This is a genomic window from Nocardioides sp. (genome assembly GCF_035481145.1).
Lineage (GTDB): Bacteria > Actinomycetota > Actinomycetes > Propionibacteriales > Nocardioidaceae > Nocardioides.
Window position 1 is genome coordinate 1 of sequence record NZ_DATIHB010000194.1, and the last position, 18,066, is coordinate 18,066.

Here is an 18,066-nt window from a genome sequence, read left to right on the forward strand (position 1 = left end):
GGTCTCCGACACCAAGTCGATCACCACGAGCTTCGGCTATGACGCCGCCGGCAACATCAGCCGGGTCACCGATGGTCGCGGCAACACGACGACCTACACCACCAACACGTGGGGTCTGCCCGAGTCCACCATCGAGCCGGCGACGACGGCTTCCCCGGGCCTCGCGGACCGGACCTTCATCACCAGCTACGACAAGGCCGGGCGGGTCTCGACCACCCTCGCCCCCGGGGGTGTGAGGACCACCCGCACCTACGACGGCGCCGGGAGGCTCACCAACGAGGCCGGCTCAGGGGCCGAGGCGAGCTCCCCGGAGCGCACGTTCGCCTACGACGCAGCGGGCCGGCTCACGTCCGCCGCGGCCGGCACCGCCGTGGAGTCGTTCACCTACAACGACCGTGGCCTGATGAAGAGCGCCACCGGTGCGGCAGGCGACACCAGTTACACCTGGGACGACGAGGGCCGGGCCACCGCCATCACCACCGGCGCTGGCACCACGACCTACAGCTACGACGCCTCCGGCCGCCTCTCCGGCACCGGGGACCCGCTGACCGGTGAGACCCTCAGCTACGGCTACGACCCCGCCGGCCGGGTAGCCACCGCGGACGCAGGCACGTCGAAGCACACCTACGGCTACGACAACCTCGGCCGTCTCGCCAGCGACACCCTGACCGCCGGTGCGGCGACGACCGCCAAGATCAGCTATGGCTACGACCTCGCGGACCGGCTCACCGCGAAGACCACCACGGGCGTCGCCGGCGCTTCAGCCAACACCTACGGCTACGACAAGGCAGGTCGCCTCACCTCCTGGAACAACGGGAGCACCACCACCAACTTCGGGTGGGACGACGCCGGCAACCTGACCAGCCGCGGCAACGAGACGGCCACGTTCAACGCCCGCAACCAGGTCACCTCGCGTGGCGGCGTCGATTACGCCTACAGCGCACGAGGCACCCTGACCGGCCGCACGGCCTCGGGGGTGACGCGTGACGTCGAGTTCGACGCCTTCGGGCAGCTGATCACCGACGGCACTCAGACCAACCGCTACGACGCGCTGCACCGACTGATCTCGGCGGCGGGCAAGGCCCAGGAATACGTCGGAGCCGGACTCGACGTCGCCTACGACGGCGACCGCCGCTACACCTACGCCGCCGACGGCGGGGTGCTCGGCGTCGGCGCCGCTACGGGTGACCCGGTCTCGACAGCGATGCTCGGCTGGACTGATCAGCACACCGATCTGGTCGGCACCGTGGACGCGTCCACAGGCGCGTTGACGGGTTCACGGACCTTCGACCCGTTCGGTAGCAAGGTCGCCAGCACCGGTGTCGCACCCGCACTCGGGTTCCAGCACCAGTACACCGACCCCGACACGGGCAACGTTGCCATGGGTGCCCGCTGGTACCAGCCGGAGACCGGCACCTTCGCGTCCCGCGACGCCGCGAATCTTGATCCCGACGACCTCGACAACGGCAACCGCTATGCCTACGCCGGCGCGAACCCACTGACCCAGACCGACCCCGAAGGCTACTTCTGGGGCAGCGTGTTCAAGGCCGTCAAGAAGGTCGCCAAGAAGACCGTCTCGGTGGCGAAGGTTGCCTCCGGCTACAACGACCTCAAGGGCTGCATCGGCGGCTCGTGGTCCTCGTGCGCTTGGTTCGCTGCGGGCTTCACCCCGGTAGGGAAGGTTGCCAAGGCCGTCAAGGCCGTGACCAAGACGACCGTCAAGGCGGTCAAGTCGACCAAGGTCGTCCGGTCTTCGGCGAAGGTTGTCACGCGTAGCTACAGCTACACCGCGAAGACCGTCACGCGCCATGCGCCCAAGGTCACCAAGAAGATCTCCCGCACGGCCTCCAAGGCATCGTCGAAGGTCTCCTCGACTTCTCGTGGGGTGTCGCGGGCTGCGGCGAAGAGCGTCAGTCGGGCGGGGAAGGCCGGACACGCTGCTGCGTCGGCAGCGAAGGCGGGGACGCGGAAGGCGGCTGGCTCCGCTGCCCGCGCGGGCGGGCGCGCGGCAACGAAGGCCGCCGACTCGGTGGCTCGCTCCGCGCGCAGTGCCAAGGCAGCCGTCCAGGCGACCAAGGCTCGCGCCAAGCAGACCGTCAAGCGGAGTGGTTCGACCTCCCCAGCCGGCAAGGGTGCGGGTGGGGTATCCAACACCGCAACCGTCCAACCCAAGGTAAGTCCCGCCGGTGCCGCGGACGATGCCGCACAGCAGTCATCCGAGGCGGCGATTGAGATCGCCGACGTCGCGCCTTCGGCGTCGATGCCGGTGGGCGGGGCGGGCGGTGGCCTTGGGGCCCAGGTGACCGGGGAAAACGATGAACTGCTCGACTTCGTGCGCGCGCGCCCTGGTTTCGAGCCGAAGCTCGGGCGTGGCGGACTTCCCGGTAGCCGTCCGGCCCTGCCCGTGACCCGCGCTGGCAAGGATGAGACGCTGCAGCGGAATGCCTTGTCACAACCGGATGGGATCGCGCGGTGTGCGAATCCGCAGTGCAGCGTGAGGCTCACGGTTGCCCAGCAATCCAAGGCGGGCGTCACGCCCCGGCCGGATGAGGCTGCCGTTGACCACATCGAGGCAATGAGCAAGGGTGGGTCTGGGGACCCGTCAAATACTCAAGGCCTGTGTCGGGTGTGCAACATTCGTAAGTCGGATGGAGACGCGCCGTGGTGAGTGGACATGTGCACGTCCTCATTGCTCTCGAGCGAGATGAGGACGGATATCCGCCTGTCGATGCCGAGGAACTCGATGCGGTCGACCTTGGTGGCGGACGATTCGAGCTTGTCTCGGCTCCGGCATTCGCGTACGGGATCGCCCCGGGTGACGTCCTCCGCGCTGAGGAAAGAGAGGACGGCATCTGGGCGGTCGAAGTCGTTTGTTCGTCAGCCAACTGGCTAGCGCGGGTCATCCCGCGCGCTGGCGCTAGTACAGCGCCGGCTGCTGCGGAGTTCGGGCGACTCGGTTGCATTACGCGCGAATCGCCGTTTGGGCTGGTCACCGTTGTCGTTCCCCCTAAGGTTCCGGCGCTGCCCATCCTGCGGAGGCTTTACGAGGGGCAGGATGATTCGGAGGAGTGGTACTTCGACCTCGGTGTCGCACCCGAGCTGGGGTGACGTCTGTGGAACGAGCGCAATCGGCAGGCTTCTCCGACCCGGCTGCTTGAACTGTGCGTGGAGGGCCCGTCGATCTTGGAACCTGACCCGGCTTTCCGAACAGGCCGCACCGCAACTAGTACGCAGAAAGCTGCGATTCACATGTATCGCGCAGGCCGATCGAATAGCCTCCGCGAGGCGCGCCGGCAGGCGGCCGCCAACTCCGCCATCGAAACCTTGCCTCGGGAGAACTCCATGCACCTACACCGTTACTTGTCCAGCTTAGTTGCGGCAGCGGCCGTAGCCACCTTCGCAGTCGGCCCTGTGGCCAATCCGAGCACGGCTGCAACCATCGAAGACATGCCCGCATCTGGTTCGAATCAGCTGACCGTGATGACCGCGAATCTCATCGAGATGTGGAACAACCCTGATCTCAACGAGAACCTGGACATGGTCCACTTCGCCGCCCGCGTGCGGTCGGTCCTCACCGCGTTGTCGACGCCCGCGCCGGACGTTGTCCTGCTGCAGGAAGTCACCGCCGAGAGTGCCGCAACTGTCGCCACTCAACTCACGAGCCGCACGGGACGCACCTACGCGGTAGGAGTTAATGCTGCCTCAGGAGCGGGTGCGGTCGAGAGCAACCCGGCGACCGGACCTCTCGTGCGGCGCGAAACGGCGATTCTCTACAACACCGAGACGGTCAGCCTGTCGAGCCCGGCTGCCTCGCTGATTGGCTACCCCGAAAGCCAGGTCCAGGACGGGGAGTGGCTCTCGCTCCGACAGGCGACAGCGCTGGTCACCAAGCGGTCGAGCGGGAAGAAGTTCGCCATCTACGGCACCCATTTCCAGACCCACAACAAGGTCATCGACCACGACCTCTACGGTGGCATCTGGGCGGACTTCCTCAAGCGTCGCGTCAACGAGATCCCGGCGTACGCGGGCGCGACGCCCGTCATCGCCGGCGACTTCAACCGTCGGCCCTGCATCAACGAGACGGATTCAAGCCTCGCCTCGAGCGGCTACATGACGGCATGCTCGGGGGCCTCGGGCGAGCAGATGTCCGGGCTCTGGACGGCAATGACCAACTCCACCACCGACGGGCCCGGGACGTATGTCGCGGCGCGTCCGGCCACGGAGGCTGCGCCCGACAACATCTTCACCACCGGCACGGTGGTCTCAACCAACCGCGACTACGACTACAAGGCGTACGGCACGGGCGAGACCAGGTTCGCGAATGCGAGTGACTTCCTGACGTGCCACTACCTGTACAACGGCGGCAACGGGTACACCGGCGGCCAGGGCTCGAGCAGCACCGCTGACGCGATCCCCGGCTGTGCGGAGCGGTACTACTCGGACCACGCCTTCGTCTGGGCGACGATCCAGTAGGACGCCAGACGTGTGAGGGGCCCCGTCGTCCCTCACACGCGTGGACTGGTCCGCTAGACGCGCGCTCCGTCGTCGTACGGGTCGGGCGGCTCGTTGCGCATCGTCGCGACGAGGAAGATGAACCCGCCGACGAACGCCGCGACGAGCAACGTGCTCGCCCACGACGGGAGCGACAGGCTCAGGATCAGGAAGACCAGGAAAACCGCGGGCGCACCGATCACGCCCGACCAGGCGATCAGGCGTGGCGGGGAGGGCAGTTGCACCGGCGGGGGAGTCGGCGGCACGAACGTGCCCTCGTCAGCGAGGTCGAACGGGACAGGGTTCCAGGCAGGCCGCTCGGGCTCCGCCTCGGTCCTGGCCTCGGTGTCGGCCTCCGCCTCCGGGAGGTCGCCGCCGGCAGCCGTAGCGTCCCAACCGGCCACGATCTCGGCCCAGGCCTTGTCGTCCTCGGAGCCGTCGCTGGCGGGTGGTTCCTGCGTCACACGGAGAGCCTACGGATGAACGTCAACGACTCCGCGAAGAGGTGCGGGGCGTCGTTGTCGAGCGTCGCGACGTGGTAGCTGTCGGTCAGCAGCTCCTCGCGGACGTCGGCCGAGCCCACGCTGCCGAGGATGATCCGCGCGGACGAGGGGTCGACGACGTGGTCGACGGTCGAGCGGATCAGGAGCAGGGGCGCCTTGACCTCGCCCAGCCGGGGGCGCAGCGCCTTCCAGCCGTCGAGCATCGAGGCGAGCGCCCGGAGCGGGATCTTGTCGTAGCCGTGCTCGTCGACGCCCTTCTTCTTGATGTCGTTGCCGATGCCGGGGAGCCCCTTGATCACGCGCTTGAGCGCGGGGACCGCGAGCAGCTGCTTGTTGGTCGACGCGACCGCGGGGTTGACCAGCACGAGGCCGGCGACGTCGCCCGGGCGCTCGGCCGCCAGCCGCAGGGCGAGGCCGCCGCCCATCGAGAGGCCGCAGACGAAGACCTGGTCACAGGTGGCCCGGAGCCGGGCGAACGCCGCGGTCAGCTCGGCGAACCAGTCGTCCCAGGCGGTGCCGTTCATCTCCTGCCACGTGGTGCCGTGGCCGGGCAGGCAGGGCACCTCGACGGCGTACCCCTGCTCGTGGAGGAACTCCGCCCACGGGCGCATCGAGACCGGGGAGCCGGTGAAGCCGTGGCTGAGCAGGACGCCGATGCGCCGGCCGCTGGTGAGGTCCGGGTTCGCCGGAGCCGACCATGCGAGCGGGTGGGACTGGAGGGCCATGCCGAGCATCCTGCCTCATGGACGCGCCTCTCACATGCCCTACGCTTCTGTCGTGCGCGATCAACCCCTCTTCTACTCGTTCCTGAAGTACGTCTCCGTGGGTCCGTTCCTGCGGATCGTCTTCATGCCGAAGGTCTCCGGCACGAAGAACGTCCCGAAGAAGGGCGGCGTCCTGCTCGCCGGCAACCACCTGTCGTACTTCGACTGGCTCTTCGTCCCGCTCGTGATGTCGCGCATGGTGCGCTACGTCGCCAAGGCGGAGTACTTCGAGGGTGGCTTCCAGAAGTTCTTCTTCACCAACACCGGCAACGTCCCGATCGACCGGTCCGGTGCGACCGCGGCCGAGGGTGCGCTGATGACGGCGAAGCGGATCCTCAACGAGGGCCACATCTTCGGCATCTACCCCGAGGGCACCCGGTCGCACGACGGCCGCCTCTACAAGGGCAAGGTCGGCGTCGCGGTCATCGCGCTCGAGACCGGAGTCCCGGTGGTCCCCGTCGCGGTCATCGGCACCGACAAGCTCGCCCCGCAGGGCAAGAAGTTCGGCCGCTGGACGCGGCCGGTCATCAAGTTCGGCGCACCGATGGACTTCTCGCAGTACGCCGGACAGCAGAACGACCGCGACGTGCTCCGCAAGGTCACCGACGAGATCATGGACGCGATCCAGGAGCTCTCCGGCCAGGAGTACGTCCGTGACACCTACGCCGCAGACGCCAAGCGCGCGGCCAAGGAGGCGCGGAAGGCGGATGGCGGCTCGGCTGCCTGACCCCACACCGGAGCACGCCGTCGCGGACGGCATGTTCCGCGTGCTCTTCTGGCTGCGACTCGTCGTCGCGGCCAACATGCTGGGCTTCATCGCCTGGCGCTGGGAGACCGTCGAGCGCCCCACCGCGGCGATCGTGGTCCTCGCCGGTCTGCTCCTGTGGACCGGCTTCGCCTCCTGGTCGTACGCCGACCACCGCCGCCGTCGGGCGCCGTTGCTCCTCGCGGACCTCGCCGTCGGGGTCGGCTCGCTCCTGGTCACCCCGTGGGTGAAGGGCCCCGACTTCACCGCCACCGTCCCCGGCTTCTGGGTGATGGCGGTCGTGCTGTCGTGGGCGGCGCTGTGGGGTGCCCGTGGTGGCTTCGTCGCGGCCGCGTGCGTTGCCGTGGCCGACCTCGGCATCCGCTGGCCCGACATCTCCGAGTCCAACTACGGCAACGTCTTCCTGTTGCTGATCGGTGGCCCCCTCCTGGGGCGCCTCGCCTCGGCGCTGAAGGACCTCGCGCGGCAGCGCGACCGGGCCCAGCACGCCGCCGCGCTCGCGGACGAGCGCGCCCGCCTCGCCCGCGTGGTGCACGACGGCGTGCTCCAGGTGCTCGCGCTCATGCAGCGCAAGGGCCCGGAGCTCGGCGGAGAGGGCGTCGAGCTGGGCCGGCTGGCGGGGGAGCAGGAGGCCCGGCTGCGCGCGCTGCTGATCGTCGGCGAGAGGAACGACCGGATCGACCGCGAGCGGAGCGAACTCGAGCTCACCCAAGCCATCCTCCAACTCGGCACCCGGCGCACGCCGCTCGTGGAGGTCTCCACGCCCGGCACACCGCTGGTGATGCCGGCGTACGTCGTCGACGAGCTGGTCGCCGCGACCGGGGCGTGCCTGGACAACGTGGCACGCCACGTCGGTGACAGCGCGCACGCCTGGGTGCTGGTCGAGGACCTGGGCGACACCGTCGCGGTGACGGTGCGCGACGAGGGCCCGGGCATCGCGGACGGCCGGCTGGAGGACGCCGCCGCGCAGGGCCGGCTCGGTGTCACCGAGTCCATCGTCGGCAGGATCCGAGACCTCGGTGGCGAGGCACACCTCTCCACCGGTCCGCACGGCACCGAGTGGGAGCTCGTGGTGCCTAGGCTCTCCCCGTGACGATCCACTCCTCGCACCCGTTCGCCATGCCCGAGGACGCCGCCCGGCGGTTCCGGGGGCGCCTCGGTGGCACCGTCTCGCTGTGGACCTCGGGCGCCGGCCCGGCCCGGGCGGGGCTCACGGTCTCGAGCCTGATGGTGGCGACCGGCGACCCGGCGTACGTCGTGGGGTTGGTGGATCCCGACTCCGAGCTCTTCGACGCGCTGGAGACGACCGGGCGGGGTGTGGTCCAGCTGCTGCAGTGGCGGCACCGGGAGCTGGCCGACATGTTCGCCGGCGTGACACCGGCGCCGGGTGGACCGTTCCGCCAGGCCGCCTTCGAGGAGACAGAGTGGGGTCCGCGGCTCGCCGACGCCACCAGCTGGGTCGGTGTCGCGGTCGAGTCGGCCACCGAGTTGGGCTGGTCGATGCAGGTGACCTGCCGGATCGAGCACGTCGTCCTCGGCGACGAGCCCGAACCGCTGGTGCACCGCCGCGGACGGTACGTTCAGCGCTGAGGACATGCCCTAGGTTGCTGACATGGCAGCTGAGGAGACGAAGCCCGTGCGTGTGATGGTCGTCGACGACCACCCGATGTGGCGCGACGCCGTCGAGCGCGACCTGGTCGCGGCCGGCTTCGAGGTGGTCGCGGTCGCGGCCAACGGCAAGGAGGCGCTCGCGCGCTGCCCCGCCGCACGGCCCGACGTGGTCGTGCTCGACCTGCAGATCCCCGAGCCCAACGGCGTCGAGGTGACCCGTGCCGTGGCTGGTCCCGACGGTCCGCGGGTGCTGATCCTGTCGGCGTCCGGCGAGCAGTCGGACGTCCTCGAGGCCGTCAAGGCGGGGGCGACGGGCTACCTGGTGAAGTCGGCCTCGCGTGCCGAGCTGCTCGATGCCGTCCGCAAGGTCGCGGCCGGCGAGGCGGTCTACACCGCCGGACTCGCGGGCCTGGTGCTGGGGGAGTACCGCCGGCTGTCGGCAGCGCCGAAGGCGGCCGCCGAGGAGGAGCGCCCGATCCTCACCGAGCGCGAGACCGAGATCCTGCGCATGGTCGCCAAGGGACTCTCCTCGACGCAGATCGCCGAGCGCCTGGTCATCTCGCACCGCACCGTCCAGAACCACACGCAGAACACGCTGCGCAAGCTCCAGCTCCACAACCGCGTCGAGCTGACCCGTTACGCGATCGAGCAGGGCCTGGAGTGACGGTGCTGGCGGAGGCCGAGGAGCTGTACGGCCTGGCGCTCGGCGAGTTCACGAGCCGGCGCGACGCGCGCGCGAAGGCGCTGAAGGCCGACGACGCCGACGTGGCGAAGGCGGTCAAGGCGCTGAAGAAGCCGAGCCTGGCCGCTTGGGTCCTCAACCTCCTCGTACGCCGCGAACCCGACCAGGTCGAGCAGCTGGTCGCGGTCGGGGCGGCGCTCCGTGACGCCGCGGAGTCCCTCGATGCCGGACAGCTGCGCGCGCTCACCGCCCAGCGGCGCCAGCTGACCGCGGCGGTCACGACCGTCGCCCGCCGCCACGCAGCAGGCGAAGGCGTGAAGGTCACCGAGTCGGTGGCCGAAGAGGTCGAGGGCACGCTGACGGCGGCCATGGTGAGCGGGGCCGCGGCGGAGGCGCTCCAGTCCGGCCTGCTGGTCCGCGCGTTCGCCACGACCGGCGTCGACGACCTCGACGTCACGCCCTATGTTGCCGTGCCCGAGGCGATCGGCCACGTCGCCTCGTCCGTACCGGCGACGCTCCACGCCGTACCGGATCCTTCGGAGGCAGAGCGGAAGCGGGAGGCGAAGCGGGCGCTCTCAGTTGCCGAGAAGGAGCTGCGGATGGCGAAGGAGGCGCTGACGAAGGCCGAGGTCCGCCATCGTGGGGCGCAGGCCCAGGCGCTCCAGGTCGAGTCCGAGCTCGACGAGCTGCGCCGCAAGGTGGCCGAGCTGGAGTCGCGGGAGGAGGAGGTCCAGGCGCAGGTCGAGCGGGCTCAGCAGGCAATGACCGAGGCGGCGAACGAAGTGAGCGACGCCGAGGCCGCGCGCGATGCAGCAGCCGCCACGCTCGAGACCACTTGACCGACCGAGCGGTATGGAATGAGACTGGCCGTCCACTGAATCCTGGAGGAGCGAGATGATCGACGAGGGCACCCGGAAGCTCCTGGAGGCGGCCGTCGGCCCGATCCCGGACAACTGCGACCTGCCTGTTCCGCCGACGGGGCTCTCGGTCGAGGAGGAGCGCGAGCAGCGCAAGCGCGACCTCGCCGTCGCCTTCCGGGTCTTCGGCAAGCTCGGCTTCTCCGAGGGCGTCGCGGGGCACATCACCGCGCGTGACCCGGGCGATCCGGACCTCTTCTGGGTCAACCCGTTCGGGATGAGCTTCAACCAGATCCGGGTCAGCGACCTGATCTGCGTCGACCACAACGGCCGCGTCGTCCACGGCACGCGGCCGGTCAACCGGGCGGCGTTCGTCATCCACGCGCAGGTGCACGCGGCGCGGCCCGACGCGGTGGCGGCGGCGCACGCCCACTCGCTCAACGGCAAGGCGTTCGCCTCGCTCGGCATCCCGCTCGACCCGATCACGCAGGACGCCTGTGCGTTCTACGAGGACCACGGCCTCTACCTCGAGTACGGCGGCGTCGCGCTGGTCGAGGAGGAGGGCAAGCAGATCGCGGCGGCGATCGGTGACCACAAGGCTGCGATCCTGCGCAACCACGGCCTGATCACGGTCGGCGGGTCGGTCTCCGCGGCCGCCTGGTGGTTCGTCACCATGGAGCGCTCCTGCCAGGCGCAGCTGCTCGCGATGGCCGCCGGCACCCCCACACACGTCGACCACGAGACCGCCAGCCTGGTGCGCAGCCAGATCGGCAGCGACGTGGCCGGCTGGTTCCAGTTCCGCCCGCTCTGGGAGCAGATCGTCGCCTCCCAGCCCGACGTCTTCGACTGATCCCGTCGGTCAGAGCCCGTCGATCAGAGCAGGGCCCAGCCCTTGCTCCGCTCGACGGCCTGCTGCCACCGCGCGTAGTCGCGGTCGAGCGCCGAGCGGTCGCCGCCCGGCTCGAAGCGCCGGTCGAGCTGCCAGGTCTCCTTGAGGTCGTCGGTGGACCCCCAGACTCCCGTGCCCAGGCCGGCGAGGAATGCGGCGCCCAGCGCGGTCGTCTCCACGATCCGTGGCCGCTCCACGGGTACGCCGACCTGGTCGGCCTGCACCTGGCAGAGCAGGTCGTTGGCGGCTGCGCCGCCGTCGACCTTCAGCGTCGCGAGCGTGGGCCCCTTCTCGTTGACGGTCTCCAGCACGTCACGGACCTCGAAGGCGATCGCCTCGAGCGTGGCGCGCACGAGGTGACCCCGCGTCGTACCCCGGGTGATGCCGAGGATGGTGCCGCGCGCGTGCGGGTCCCAGTGCGGAGCACCGAGGCCGGTGAGCGCGGGGACGAAGACCACGCCCTCGCTCGACGGCACAGCGCCGGCGATCGCGGCGGTCTCCGCCGCCGTACCGACGATCTGGAGCCCGTCGCGCAGCCACTGCACCGCCGCGCCGGTCACGAAGATCGCCCCTTCGAGCGCGTACGTCGTCTCGCCGGCGGGGGAGCGCCACGCCGCCGTGGTGAGCAGGCCGGCGTCGGAGCGCTCGATCGTCGTGCCGGTGTTGGTCAGCAGGAACGAGCCCGTCCCGTAGGTGCACTTGGAGTCGCCCGGGTCGAAGCAGGTCTGGCCGAAGAGGGCCGACTGCTGGTCGCCGGCGATGCCCGCGATCGGGAGGTTGAGCCCGCAGAAGGTGCGCGGATCGGTCGTGCCGACCTCGCCCCAGTTGGGCACGAGGTCGGGAAGCGCATCACGCGGGACGCCGAAGAGGTCGCAGAGCTCGTCGGACCAGTCGCCGGTGGTGAGGTCGAAGAGCAAGGTGCGGCTGGCGTTGGAGACGTCGGTGACGTGCCAGGTGCCGCGCGTCATCCGGGCGATGAGGTACGAGTCGACGGTGCCGACGGCGTACCGTCCGGACTCGACCAGCGCCCACGTGTGGGGCTCGTTCTCCTTGAGCCAGGTGAGCTTGGTGCCGGAGAAGTACGGGTCGAGCCGGAGGCCGGTCAGCTCGCGCACGCGCTCCTCGTGGCCCTCGGCCTTCAGGCGGTCGCAGACCTCGGCCGTACGTCGGTCCTGCCACACGATCGCGCGACGCGGGGAGCCGAGCGTCTCGCGGTCCCAGAGCACGATCGTCTCGCGCTGGTTGGTGATGCCGATGCCGGTGAGCCTGCTCTGGTCGACCTTGGCGAGCACCTCGCGGGTGGCCTCGAGGGTTGCCTGCCAGATCTCCTCCGGAGCGTGCTCCACCCAGCCCGGCTGGGGGAAGTGCTGCGCGAACTCCTGGTAGCCCTTCGCGGCGATGCTGCCGTCGGGATCCACGACGACGGCCGTCACGCCCGTCGTGCCTGCGTCGATAGCCAGAACGCTCATGCCCGCGACCCTAGCGTCGGCGACGCCTCCGTGCGCTGATGCCGAGGACGAGAAGCGCGAGTCCCACGAGTACGCCGGAACTGACCTCGCGCCAGTGCCACGAGAGCCAGGACGAGTCGGTGCCGAAGAGCGTCCCGCCGATGCTCGGGTCGGGGCCGCCCTCGAGGGCGGAGGCCGCCCAGACCGAGCAGGTGACCTTCAAGCGCGGGTCGGCGACGATCGGCGTACCGCCGTTGACGCGGGCGAGGACGGCGTCGCGCTCGTCGGACTGATAGCGCGGCAGATAGAGGTCCTCCGAGGTCCAGGTGGGTTGGCAGGCGGAGGAGTGGCCGTCGGGCGTCGGCATCGTGCCCCTGCGCTTGCCGGCCGTCTCACCGTGCGCGCTGTAGAAGCGAACGGGCTCCGGGTCGGGTTCGCCGTTGTCGTCGAGGGTCACCACGGTGGTGCCGTCGGGTGAGAGCGACGCGTACCACTGCGACACGAACTCGGGATCGGCCTTGTCGAGCAGGAACGACCGGATCACGCGTCCGCTCGTGGTGTCGACGGCCGCGACCCGAGCACGCTCGCTCGCGGGTGCGATGAACGCGGCCGTGGAGTCGTCGAACCAGCCGACCGGGTGCGAGCCATCGGGCAGGTCGTTGCTGTTGGGGATCGTGTGGACCGTGCCGTCGACGGAGAGAACGCCTGCTGCAATGCCGTCGCGCGGACCGGCGCGTGTCACCTGCATCAGCAGCGCCGTCGAAGCGACGTTCCAGAAGACCGGCGTCTGGTCCTGGTGGTAGAAGCTGGCTTCGGTAGTCGGGATGTCGTCGACCAGGGTGCCGTTGCCGATCTCGGGAAACTCCGTCACCTCCCCGGTCTGCAGGTCTCGCATGACGTAGCCGACCTTGTCGTATTTCGGGCCAGCCATGTACGCGATACGGGTGCCGTCGGGCGAGGGGACTGGCATCGCCTGGGCGTCGTCGATACGCCACATCCGGCCGTTGGGGGAGACGGCGTAGTACCCGTGGAGATCCTCGTCATTGCGCTCGATCACACCAGCAAGCGGGCCGGTCACCGCCGGCATCGAGCGCTCGACGTAGTCGTGGTCGAGGCGCTGCGGGTAGTGCTTGGCGGCCGCGCCGGGCTCGCCGACGACGTGCGGGGCGACGTCGAGATCGCGCGCGACCGGCACGGCCACGGCGACGGCCGCCACGGCAACGACGCCGATCGCGCCCACCCGGACGCGGCGTCGTACCCGCCGTCGTACGCCGTCCGCCCAGGCTGCCTGCGCGTCGATGCGGACCTCGCGGGCGGGGGTCACTGCCGCGTCCAGCTGTTCGCGGAGGTCGGTCATGGTCGTGCCACCTCCGGGCGATGGTCGAACTCGGACAGGACGTCGGGTGCCAGCTCACGCAGCCGCTGGAGGGCGTGGCGGGTCTGGGACTTCACGGTGTTCGGCGAGCACCCGAGGAGGTGGGCCGTCTGGGACTCGCTGTAGTCCTCGTAGAACCGCAGCAGCAGGACGGCGCGCTGCATGGGCGTGAGGCGGAGCAGCGCGTCGCGGAGGGCGACCCGCTCGACGGGGCTCTCAGTGGGTGAGGGCGCGTGCTCGCCGTACTGGGCGGTGACCTCCTGCGGTCGACGGCTCCGACGGCGCCATCCGTCGATGGCGAGGTTGTTCATTACCTGGTGGGCATAGGCGTCCGGCGTGCCCTTGCGTACGACGCGCGGCCAGTGCTGCGCGACCCTGCCCAGCGTCTCCTGGACCAGGTCCTCGGCGAGGTGGACGTCACCCGTCAGGAGGTACGCCGCGCGGGCCAGCGCGCGTGATCGCGCATGCACCCACTGCTCGAAGTCGTCCCTCACATCCGTATTCACGCACGCAAGGCCTGCCTCGGGTGGAACTCCGCCACAATCGGCTTGTGGAGCTGAGCTACGGGGTCGTGGGTCGCACGGCGGTCGCCCAGCCGGGGTGGTCGCCGCCGGTTGGTGGATTCCGGGCGTACGAGAGCTCCGTGCGCATCGGAGCGGGACCTGCGGCCTGGCAGGAGGCGACGGCTGCCGTCATGACCTGGGGAGTCAAGACCCGCAGCGGGTTCGAGGTCCATGCCGTGGACGGCGGTGAACCACGGGTCCGGCTCGATGCCGACTACACGCTCGTGGCCCGGGTTGGCGCGTTCCGGATCAGGGAGCCGGTGCGCGTGGTGGACGTGGTCCAGACGGACGATCGGTGCGGCTTCGCCTACGGCACCGGTGTCGGGCACCCCGTGTCGGGGGAGGAGGCCTTCATCGTGTGGCGCGACCCGCAGGGTCGGGTGTGGCTGACGCTGCGTTCGCTCACGCGTCCCTCGACCGGGCTCTGGCGCCTGCTGTTCCCCGTGCTGCTGGTCGCGCAGCGGTGGTATCGCTGCCGCTATCAACGCGCCTTGCGGCCGGTCACGCGACGCAGAACTCGTTGCCTTCCGGGTCGCGCATGACGACCGCATAGCGTTGCAGTGACTCGGTGTCGATCCGGTTGGGGTGGCCGACGGTGGCTCCGAGGGCGACCAGTTCGGCCACCTTGGCATCGACGGTCGCGATGATCTCCTCCATCGGGGCAGACCGGTCGGCGACGTAGAGGTCGAAGTGGAAGCGGTTCTTGCCCGCCTTCGTCTCCGGCACGGGTTGGAACCAGATCTTCGGCCCCGCCCCGGTCGGATCGACGATCCGGTCGACGTAGTCGTCGGGGTCGCCGTCGAGCTCCTCCTCCGGTACGACGAACTGGTACCAGGCCAGCCAGGAGTCGAATCCGTCGGGCGGAGGCGCGGGCACGTAGCCCAGCAGCGGAGCCCAGAACCGCGCCAGCGTGGCTGGATCGTTTGCATCGACCGTGAGCTGCCAGGTCACCATGTAGCGACACTAGCCCTGCTCGGCGCCCGAGCCCCTCGGCGTACGGTGCAGGAATGGCCTGCCGCATCGGAGAACTCGTCCTCGACTGTCGCGATCCTGAGCTCCTCGCTGAGTTCTGGTGTGAGGTCCTCGACTTCGTCGTCCTCGATCACGAAGAGGACGGCAGCATCGAGATCGGTGCGCGCGACGGCTTCGGCGGCAGCCAGCCCACGATCTTCCTGAGCAAGTGCGACGATCCGGCGCCCGGCAAGCCGCGGCTGCACATCGACCTCAACGCGACCGACCGCGACCAGGCCGCCGAGCTCGAGCGACTGCTCGCCCTCGGAGCGCGGCCTGCCGACATCGGGCAGACCGGCGAGGAATCGTGGCACGTGCTCCAGGACCCGGAGGGCAACGTCTTCTGCCTCCTCCGCGCGCGGATCGCGCCGGTTCCGTCCGCTGGTTGATGCGCGACAGGGATGTCATCCGGCCGTCATGCTGGCCCCATGACCTGGCTTGACCAGCACTGGGGACTCGTCCTGTTGGGCTCCGGCCTGCTCGGGATACTCGCGACGTTGGTGGGCCTGCGGCTGTGGGCCTCACGGGTGGGGGCCGACATGGAAGCTGAGGTGCGTGATGGGTCGCTGCTGTGGGGTGCTCAGGTGCAGCAGCGGGGCGAGGGTCGTCGCAGTTCGGGCGCCCGGGGCCGCTTGCTGCTGTTGTCCGATGGCACGTTGACGTTCGTTCCGTTTCCGAGCGACCAGAAGCGCGGAGCGACGTCTGCAACGTGGGCGCTGGACCAGGTGCTTGTGACCTTCGTCGGCAGGCGGCGTGACATCACCGGCCTCGCCGTACAGCTCTTGCGGGTGGATGTGGCAGACCAGCCGTGCCGAGAATTCGCAGCAGCAATGGAAGTCGGCGCAAGGCCCGCCCAATGGAATCGGTAGCCAGAATTCCGTCGTTCACAGCGCCGGGAGCGCGGGGACGAACTCGAGGGAGACGCTCGGTTCGTTGCCCTCGATCTCGTCGCGCGGGTAGACAGCGGTCGCCCGGTAGACGCGTCGGTCCAGGGTGAGGGTCACGACCGTGGTGAAGGGGAAACCACCGAGTCGGGCAGCCTCTTTCGCGGGCTCGTCAGGGCGGTCGAAGTAGAGATCCCCAGCGCTTCGGCATGGGCCCTCGGACGCCTTGGCGTGCAGCGTCAGGATCGTCCGTTGCCGGCCGTCACCTTGATCTCGGCGCTGGCTCGCTGAGGCGTCTCAGCGAGGTCGTCGATGGCGAGTTCCAGCCCGTAGCTGTCTGGCTTGCCGTCGTGGTTTGCGATCAGGGCGAGTCGTGCGGATGGCTCAGGCATCGGCCCGTCAACTGGGGTGCGCCAACGCAGGGACGCGACCATGTCGCCGCCGCCTTGGGCAAACAGCTCGAGGTCGTAGTGGGCCGCCGGCCCGAACGGCCGTACGGCGTACCACCCGTCACCGAGGTCCTTGGCGGGAACCTCGAAACTGCGCCCGCCGCAGGTGGCTTCCGAGGAGGTCTGGCCCGGCTTGGGGTCCTGAGTCAGCTCACGTGCGTGCACAGAAAGCCTGAAGTCCCGGACGGCACGTAGACCTGGATCTCCTCGGGTGAGCCGATGTCGGGCGGATCCGAGCTGAATCCATCGACGCACCCACTGTCGTAGCAGTACGTGTGCGGATGAACGGCCAGCCCGTGGCCGTCGTAGACGACCCGGAACGGAGGCGGCTGGTCGATGCCGGTCTGCTCGTGCTGCGGGCCTGCGGTAGTGGTGGCAGTCGGCGCGGGGCTGCTGGGCCTGGGGGCAGGGGGATCAACGGCGGCGAGCGAGTCGTGCCCGCAGGCCGTAGCGGCGAGCGTCACGGCCATCGCGGCGCCCACGAGCTTCATCATGCGGATCTGACGGCGGCTGGCGCGGCAGGGTTCCATGGCGGGCAATCTTGCGCTGCGATGCCCACGTTGACCCCGGACTCAACGCTTCGGGCCTCGGCAGAGCCGAACTACTTGCGGCACGAGCGGTCGCTACGGCCGGTACTCATCCGGTCGCTGACGCGGCGTGGGCGGCGGCTCCACCGCGTTGCCCCGGCCCTCGAGAGCACCCAGGGGGCCGAAGGCAGCACGCAACGCAACAGACAGAGCGCGACCTACGCGCGCGAAGGCTCCCGCGGACCTATCAGCCATTCCTGCATCATGTCCCGGGCCGCACATCGCCGTAAGGCAATCGCGGCAGATGTGGGCGATTCAGCTCTCGACCAGCCGAACCTGGGCAGCCGGGATCGTCCCCGGGTCGTAGAGATAGCCGTTGGGTGACTCCTGGAGGTCACGGCGGTCGATCCCGCTGACTTCCCAGATGTCGACCGGGCCGCCGGTGTTGTTCATCTCGGTGAAGATCTCGACGTCGAACTGCTCGGTGCAGAGGAAGCAGCCCGAGACCTCAGGTCCCAGACTGCCCGCGATGCCACGTGCGGCGCCCATCCGGCTCACATCGAGGCCGTGCTGCCGAATGGACTCACGATTTGAGGACGGAAGAGACGTGGAAGAGCGGGGGCCTGCGGCGCAGGCTACGTGTCCAGAGGCCCGCTTGAGCTTCAATTTGCGAACGGCACCGGCGATCGAGTCGCGGCATGACCGAGCGTTAGTCCGCCGGGCCGGGCGGCCAGACCCACGGTGCCTCGGCTGGACGTTGCTCGCTGTCTGAGTCCAGCCAAGGCGCCGGCACGCCCGGAAACCCGCCGATCTGGAACTTTTCGCCGTCGGCGAGGGTCGCCCACACTTCCGTGTCTGCGGGGCGCCAGATCGTTAGGAAGTCCGTCCCGTGCGACACGTCGAAGTAGGTCTTCGACCGGTCGGGCACAACGAACGTAAGAAGCACCTTCTCGGTCGGAGGAAAGTCGAACTGCATTGCTTCAGGCTCGACCGCAACCGAGAAGCGATTGTCGCCGATTGGGCCGACAAGCATCTGGATCTCGCGGGTAGCGCGTTCGGACCTACGTCTCTGACCTCGCCTCCAAGACATTCACGCATCGTGTCAGACGAAGGGGTAACCGCTCGCGCGCACAGGCAAGATGCGCGATGCCATCCTGAACGCGGCATGAGCGGTCACGCTATGCCGACCTGAACGCGGCATGAGCGGTCACGCTATGCCGACCTGAACGCGGCATGAGCGGTCACG

At 69.4% G+C, this 18,066-nt stretch carries 22 protein-coding genes; 12 read left to right on the forward strand and 10 right to left on the reverse strand.

Annotated features, from left to right (window positions below; translation table 11 throughout):
- The 3 genes from VLF38_RS15530 to VLF38_RS15540 form a co-directional block, all read left to right on the forward strand.
- On the forward strand, positions 1-2,668 hold a 2,668-nt coding region (locus VLF38_RS15530), incomplete at its 5' end, for an RHS repeat-associated core domain-containing protein (RefSeq protein WP_325272143.1).
- Between the two features lie 8 nt (positions 2,669-2,676).
- A complete protein-coding gene (locus VLF38_RS15535; RefSeq protein WP_325272144.1) occupies positions 2,677-3,108 on the forward strand; it encodes a DUF4265 domain-containing protein in 432 nt (143 codons plus the stop codon).
- Between the two features lie 372 nt (positions 3,109-3,480).
- Complete coding sequence (locus VLF38_RS15540) at positions 3,481-4,473, forward strand: endonuclease/exonuclease/phosphatase family protein (protein WP_325272145.1); 993 nt, start codon at positions 3,481-3,483, stop codon at positions 4,471-4,473.
- A gap of 53 nt (positions 4,474-4,526) precedes the next feature.
- Here the strand turns inward: VLF38_RS15540 and VLF38_RS15545 are convergent, their stop codons facing one another.
- Positions 4,527-4,955, reverse strand: coding sequence for a hypothetical protein (locus VLF38_RS15545; RefSeq protein ID WP_325272146.1), 429 nt, complete (start codon positions 4,953-4,955; stop codon positions 4,527-4,529).
- The gene (locus VLF38_RS15550) at positions 4,952-5,719 is read right to left on the reverse strand and encodes an alpha/beta hydrolase (protein ID WP_325272147.1); all 768 of its coding nucleotides are present in this window, start codon (positions 5,717-5,719) and stop codon (positions 4,952-4,954) included. The genes VLF38_RS15545 and VLF38_RS15550 overlap by 4 nt, the downstream gene beginning before the upstream one ends.
- Positions 5,720-5,771: 52 nt before the next feature.
- On the opposite strand from VLF38_RS15550, the gene VLF38_RS15555 reads away from it, so the two are divergent.
- The 6 genes from VLF38_RS15555 to VLF38_RS15580 are packed head-to-tail and all read left to right on the forward strand — an operon-like array spanning position 5,772 to position 10,524.
- Complete coding sequence (locus VLF38_RS15555; protein ID WP_325272148.1) at positions 5,772-6,485, forward strand: lysophospholipid acyltransferase family protein; 714 nt, start codon at positions 5,772-5,774, stop codon at positions 6,483-6,485.
- Complete coding sequence (gene macS, locus VLF38_RS15560; protein WP_325272149.1) at positions 6,466-7,617, forward strand: MacS family sensor histidine kinase; 1,152 nt, start codon at positions 6,466-6,468, stop codon at positions 7,615-7,617. Before VLF38_RS15555 ends, macS begins: the two co-directional genes overlap by 20 nt.
- Complete coding sequence (locus VLF38_RS15565) at positions 7,614-8,114, forward strand: flavin reductase family protein (protein WP_325272150.1); 501 nt, start codon at positions 7,614-7,616, stop codon at positions 8,112-8,114. Before macS ends, VLF38_RS15565 begins: the two co-directional genes overlap by 4 nt.
- Before the next feature lie 22 nt (positions 8,115-8,136).
- Positions 8,137-8,799, forward strand: a complete 663-nt coding sequence (locus VLF38_RS15570; RefSeq protein WP_325272151.1) for a response regulator transcription factor — start codon at positions 8,137-8,139, stop codon at positions 8,797-8,799.
- Positions 8,796-9,656 carry a hypothetical protein gene (locus tag VLF38_RS15575; RefSeq protein WP_325272152.1) on the forward strand — a complete coding sequence of 287 codons (861 nt, stop codon included), beginning with the start codon at positions 8,796-8,798 and terminating at the stop codon, positions 9,654-9,656. The genes VLF38_RS15570 and VLF38_RS15575 overlap by 4 nt, the downstream gene beginning before the upstream one ends.
- A gap of 55 nt (positions 9,657-9,711) precedes the next feature.
- Positions 9,712-10,524 (forward strand): class II aldolase/adducin family protein, encoded by an 813-nt coding sequence (locus tag VLF38_RS15580; protein WP_325272153.1) that lies wholly within the window; start codon positions 9,712-9,714, stop codon positions 10,522-10,524.
- A gap of 23 nt (positions 10,525-10,547) precedes the next feature.
- Here the strand turns inward: VLF38_RS15580 and glpK are convergent, their stop codons facing one another.
- From glpK to VLF38_RS15595, 3 genes are read right to left on the reverse strand one after another with little or no spacing between them, the layout of a single operon-like run.
- Complete coding sequence (gene glpK / locus VLF38_RS15585) at positions 10,548-12,032, reverse strand: glycerol kinase GlpK (protein ID WP_325272154.1); 1,485 nt, start codon at positions 12,030-12,032, stop codon at positions 10,548-10,550.
- Positions 12,033-12,042: 10 nt separating this feature from the next.
- Positions 12,043-13,368, reverse strand: coding sequence for a hypothetical protein (locus VLF38_RS15590; protein ID WP_325272155.1), 1,326 nt, complete (start codon positions 13,366-13,368; stop codon positions 12,043-12,045).
- Positions 13,365-13,880 (reverse strand): SigE family RNA polymerase sigma factor, encoded by a 516-nt coding sequence (locus VLF38_RS15595; protein ID WP_325272156.1) that lies wholly within the window; start codon positions 13,878-13,880, stop codon positions 13,365-13,367. Before VLF38_RS15595 ends, VLF38_RS15590 begins: the two co-directional genes overlap by 4 nt.
- Before the next feature lie 77 nt (positions 13,881-13,957).
- Here VLF38_RS15595 and VLF38_RS15600 point away from each other — a divergent pair, with 77 nt between their 5' ends.
- Entirely contained in the window at positions 13,958-14,491 is a 534-nt protein-coding gene (locus tag VLF38_RS15600; protein WP_325272164.1) for a DUF1990 domain-containing protein, read from the forward strand.
- Here the strand turns inward: VLF38_RS15600 and VLF38_RS15605 are convergent.
- Positions 14,451-14,903 (reverse strand): VOC family protein, encoded by a 453-nt coding sequence (locus tag VLF38_RS15605; RefSeq protein WP_325272157.1) that lies wholly within the window; start codon positions 14,901-14,903, stop codon positions 14,451-14,453. The genes VLF38_RS15600 and VLF38_RS15605 overlap by 41 nt on opposite strands.
- Before the next feature lie 53 nt (positions 14,904-14,956).
- Between VLF38_RS15605 and VLF38_RS15610 the strand changes: the two genes are divergently transcribed.
- Together VLF38_RS15610 and VLF38_RS15615 are read left to right on the forward strand one after the other, a co-directional pair.
- The gene (locus VLF38_RS15610; RefSeq protein WP_325272158.1) at positions 14,957-15,349 is read left to right on the forward strand and encodes a VOC family protein; all 393 of its coding nucleotides are present in this window, start codon (positions 14,957-14,959) and stop codon (positions 15,347-15,349) included.
- A gap of 39 nt (positions 15,350-15,388) precedes the next feature.
- Entirely contained in the window at positions 15,389-15,829 is a 441-nt protein-coding gene (locus VLF38_RS15615; protein ID WP_325272159.1) for a hypothetical protein, read from the forward strand.
- A gap of 254 nt (positions 15,830-16,083) precedes the next feature.
- On the opposite strand, the gene VLF38_RS15620 is transcribed toward VLF38_RS15615, so the two are convergent.
- From VLF38_RS15620 to VLF38_RS15635, 4 genes are all read right to left on the reverse strand, one after another.
- Positions 16,084-16,458, reverse strand: coding sequence for a hypothetical protein (locus VLF38_RS15620; RefSeq protein WP_325272160.1), 375 nt, complete (start codon positions 16,456-16,458; stop codon positions 16,084-16,086).
- Complete coding sequence (locus VLF38_RS15625; protein WP_325272161.1) at positions 16,440-16,823, reverse strand: hypothetical protein; 384 nt, start codon at positions 16,821-16,823, stop codon at positions 16,440-16,442. Before VLF38_RS15625 ends, VLF38_RS15620 begins: the two co-directional genes overlap by 19 nt.
- A 312-nt stretch (positions 16,824-17,135) precedes the next feature.
- Positions 17,136-17,369, reverse strand: a complete 234-nt coding sequence (locus VLF38_RS15630) for a hypothetical protein (RefSeq protein WP_325272162.1) — start codon at positions 17,367-17,369, stop codon at positions 17,136-17,138.
- A 160-nt stretch (positions 17,370-17,529) separates the two neighbouring features.
- The gene (locus VLF38_RS15635) at positions 17,530-17,796 is read right to left on the reverse strand and encodes a hypothetical protein (protein WP_325272163.1); all 267 of its coding nucleotides are present in this window, start codon (positions 17,794-17,796) and stop codon (positions 17,530-17,532) included.
- Positions 17,797-18,066 lie beyond the last annotated feature (270 nt).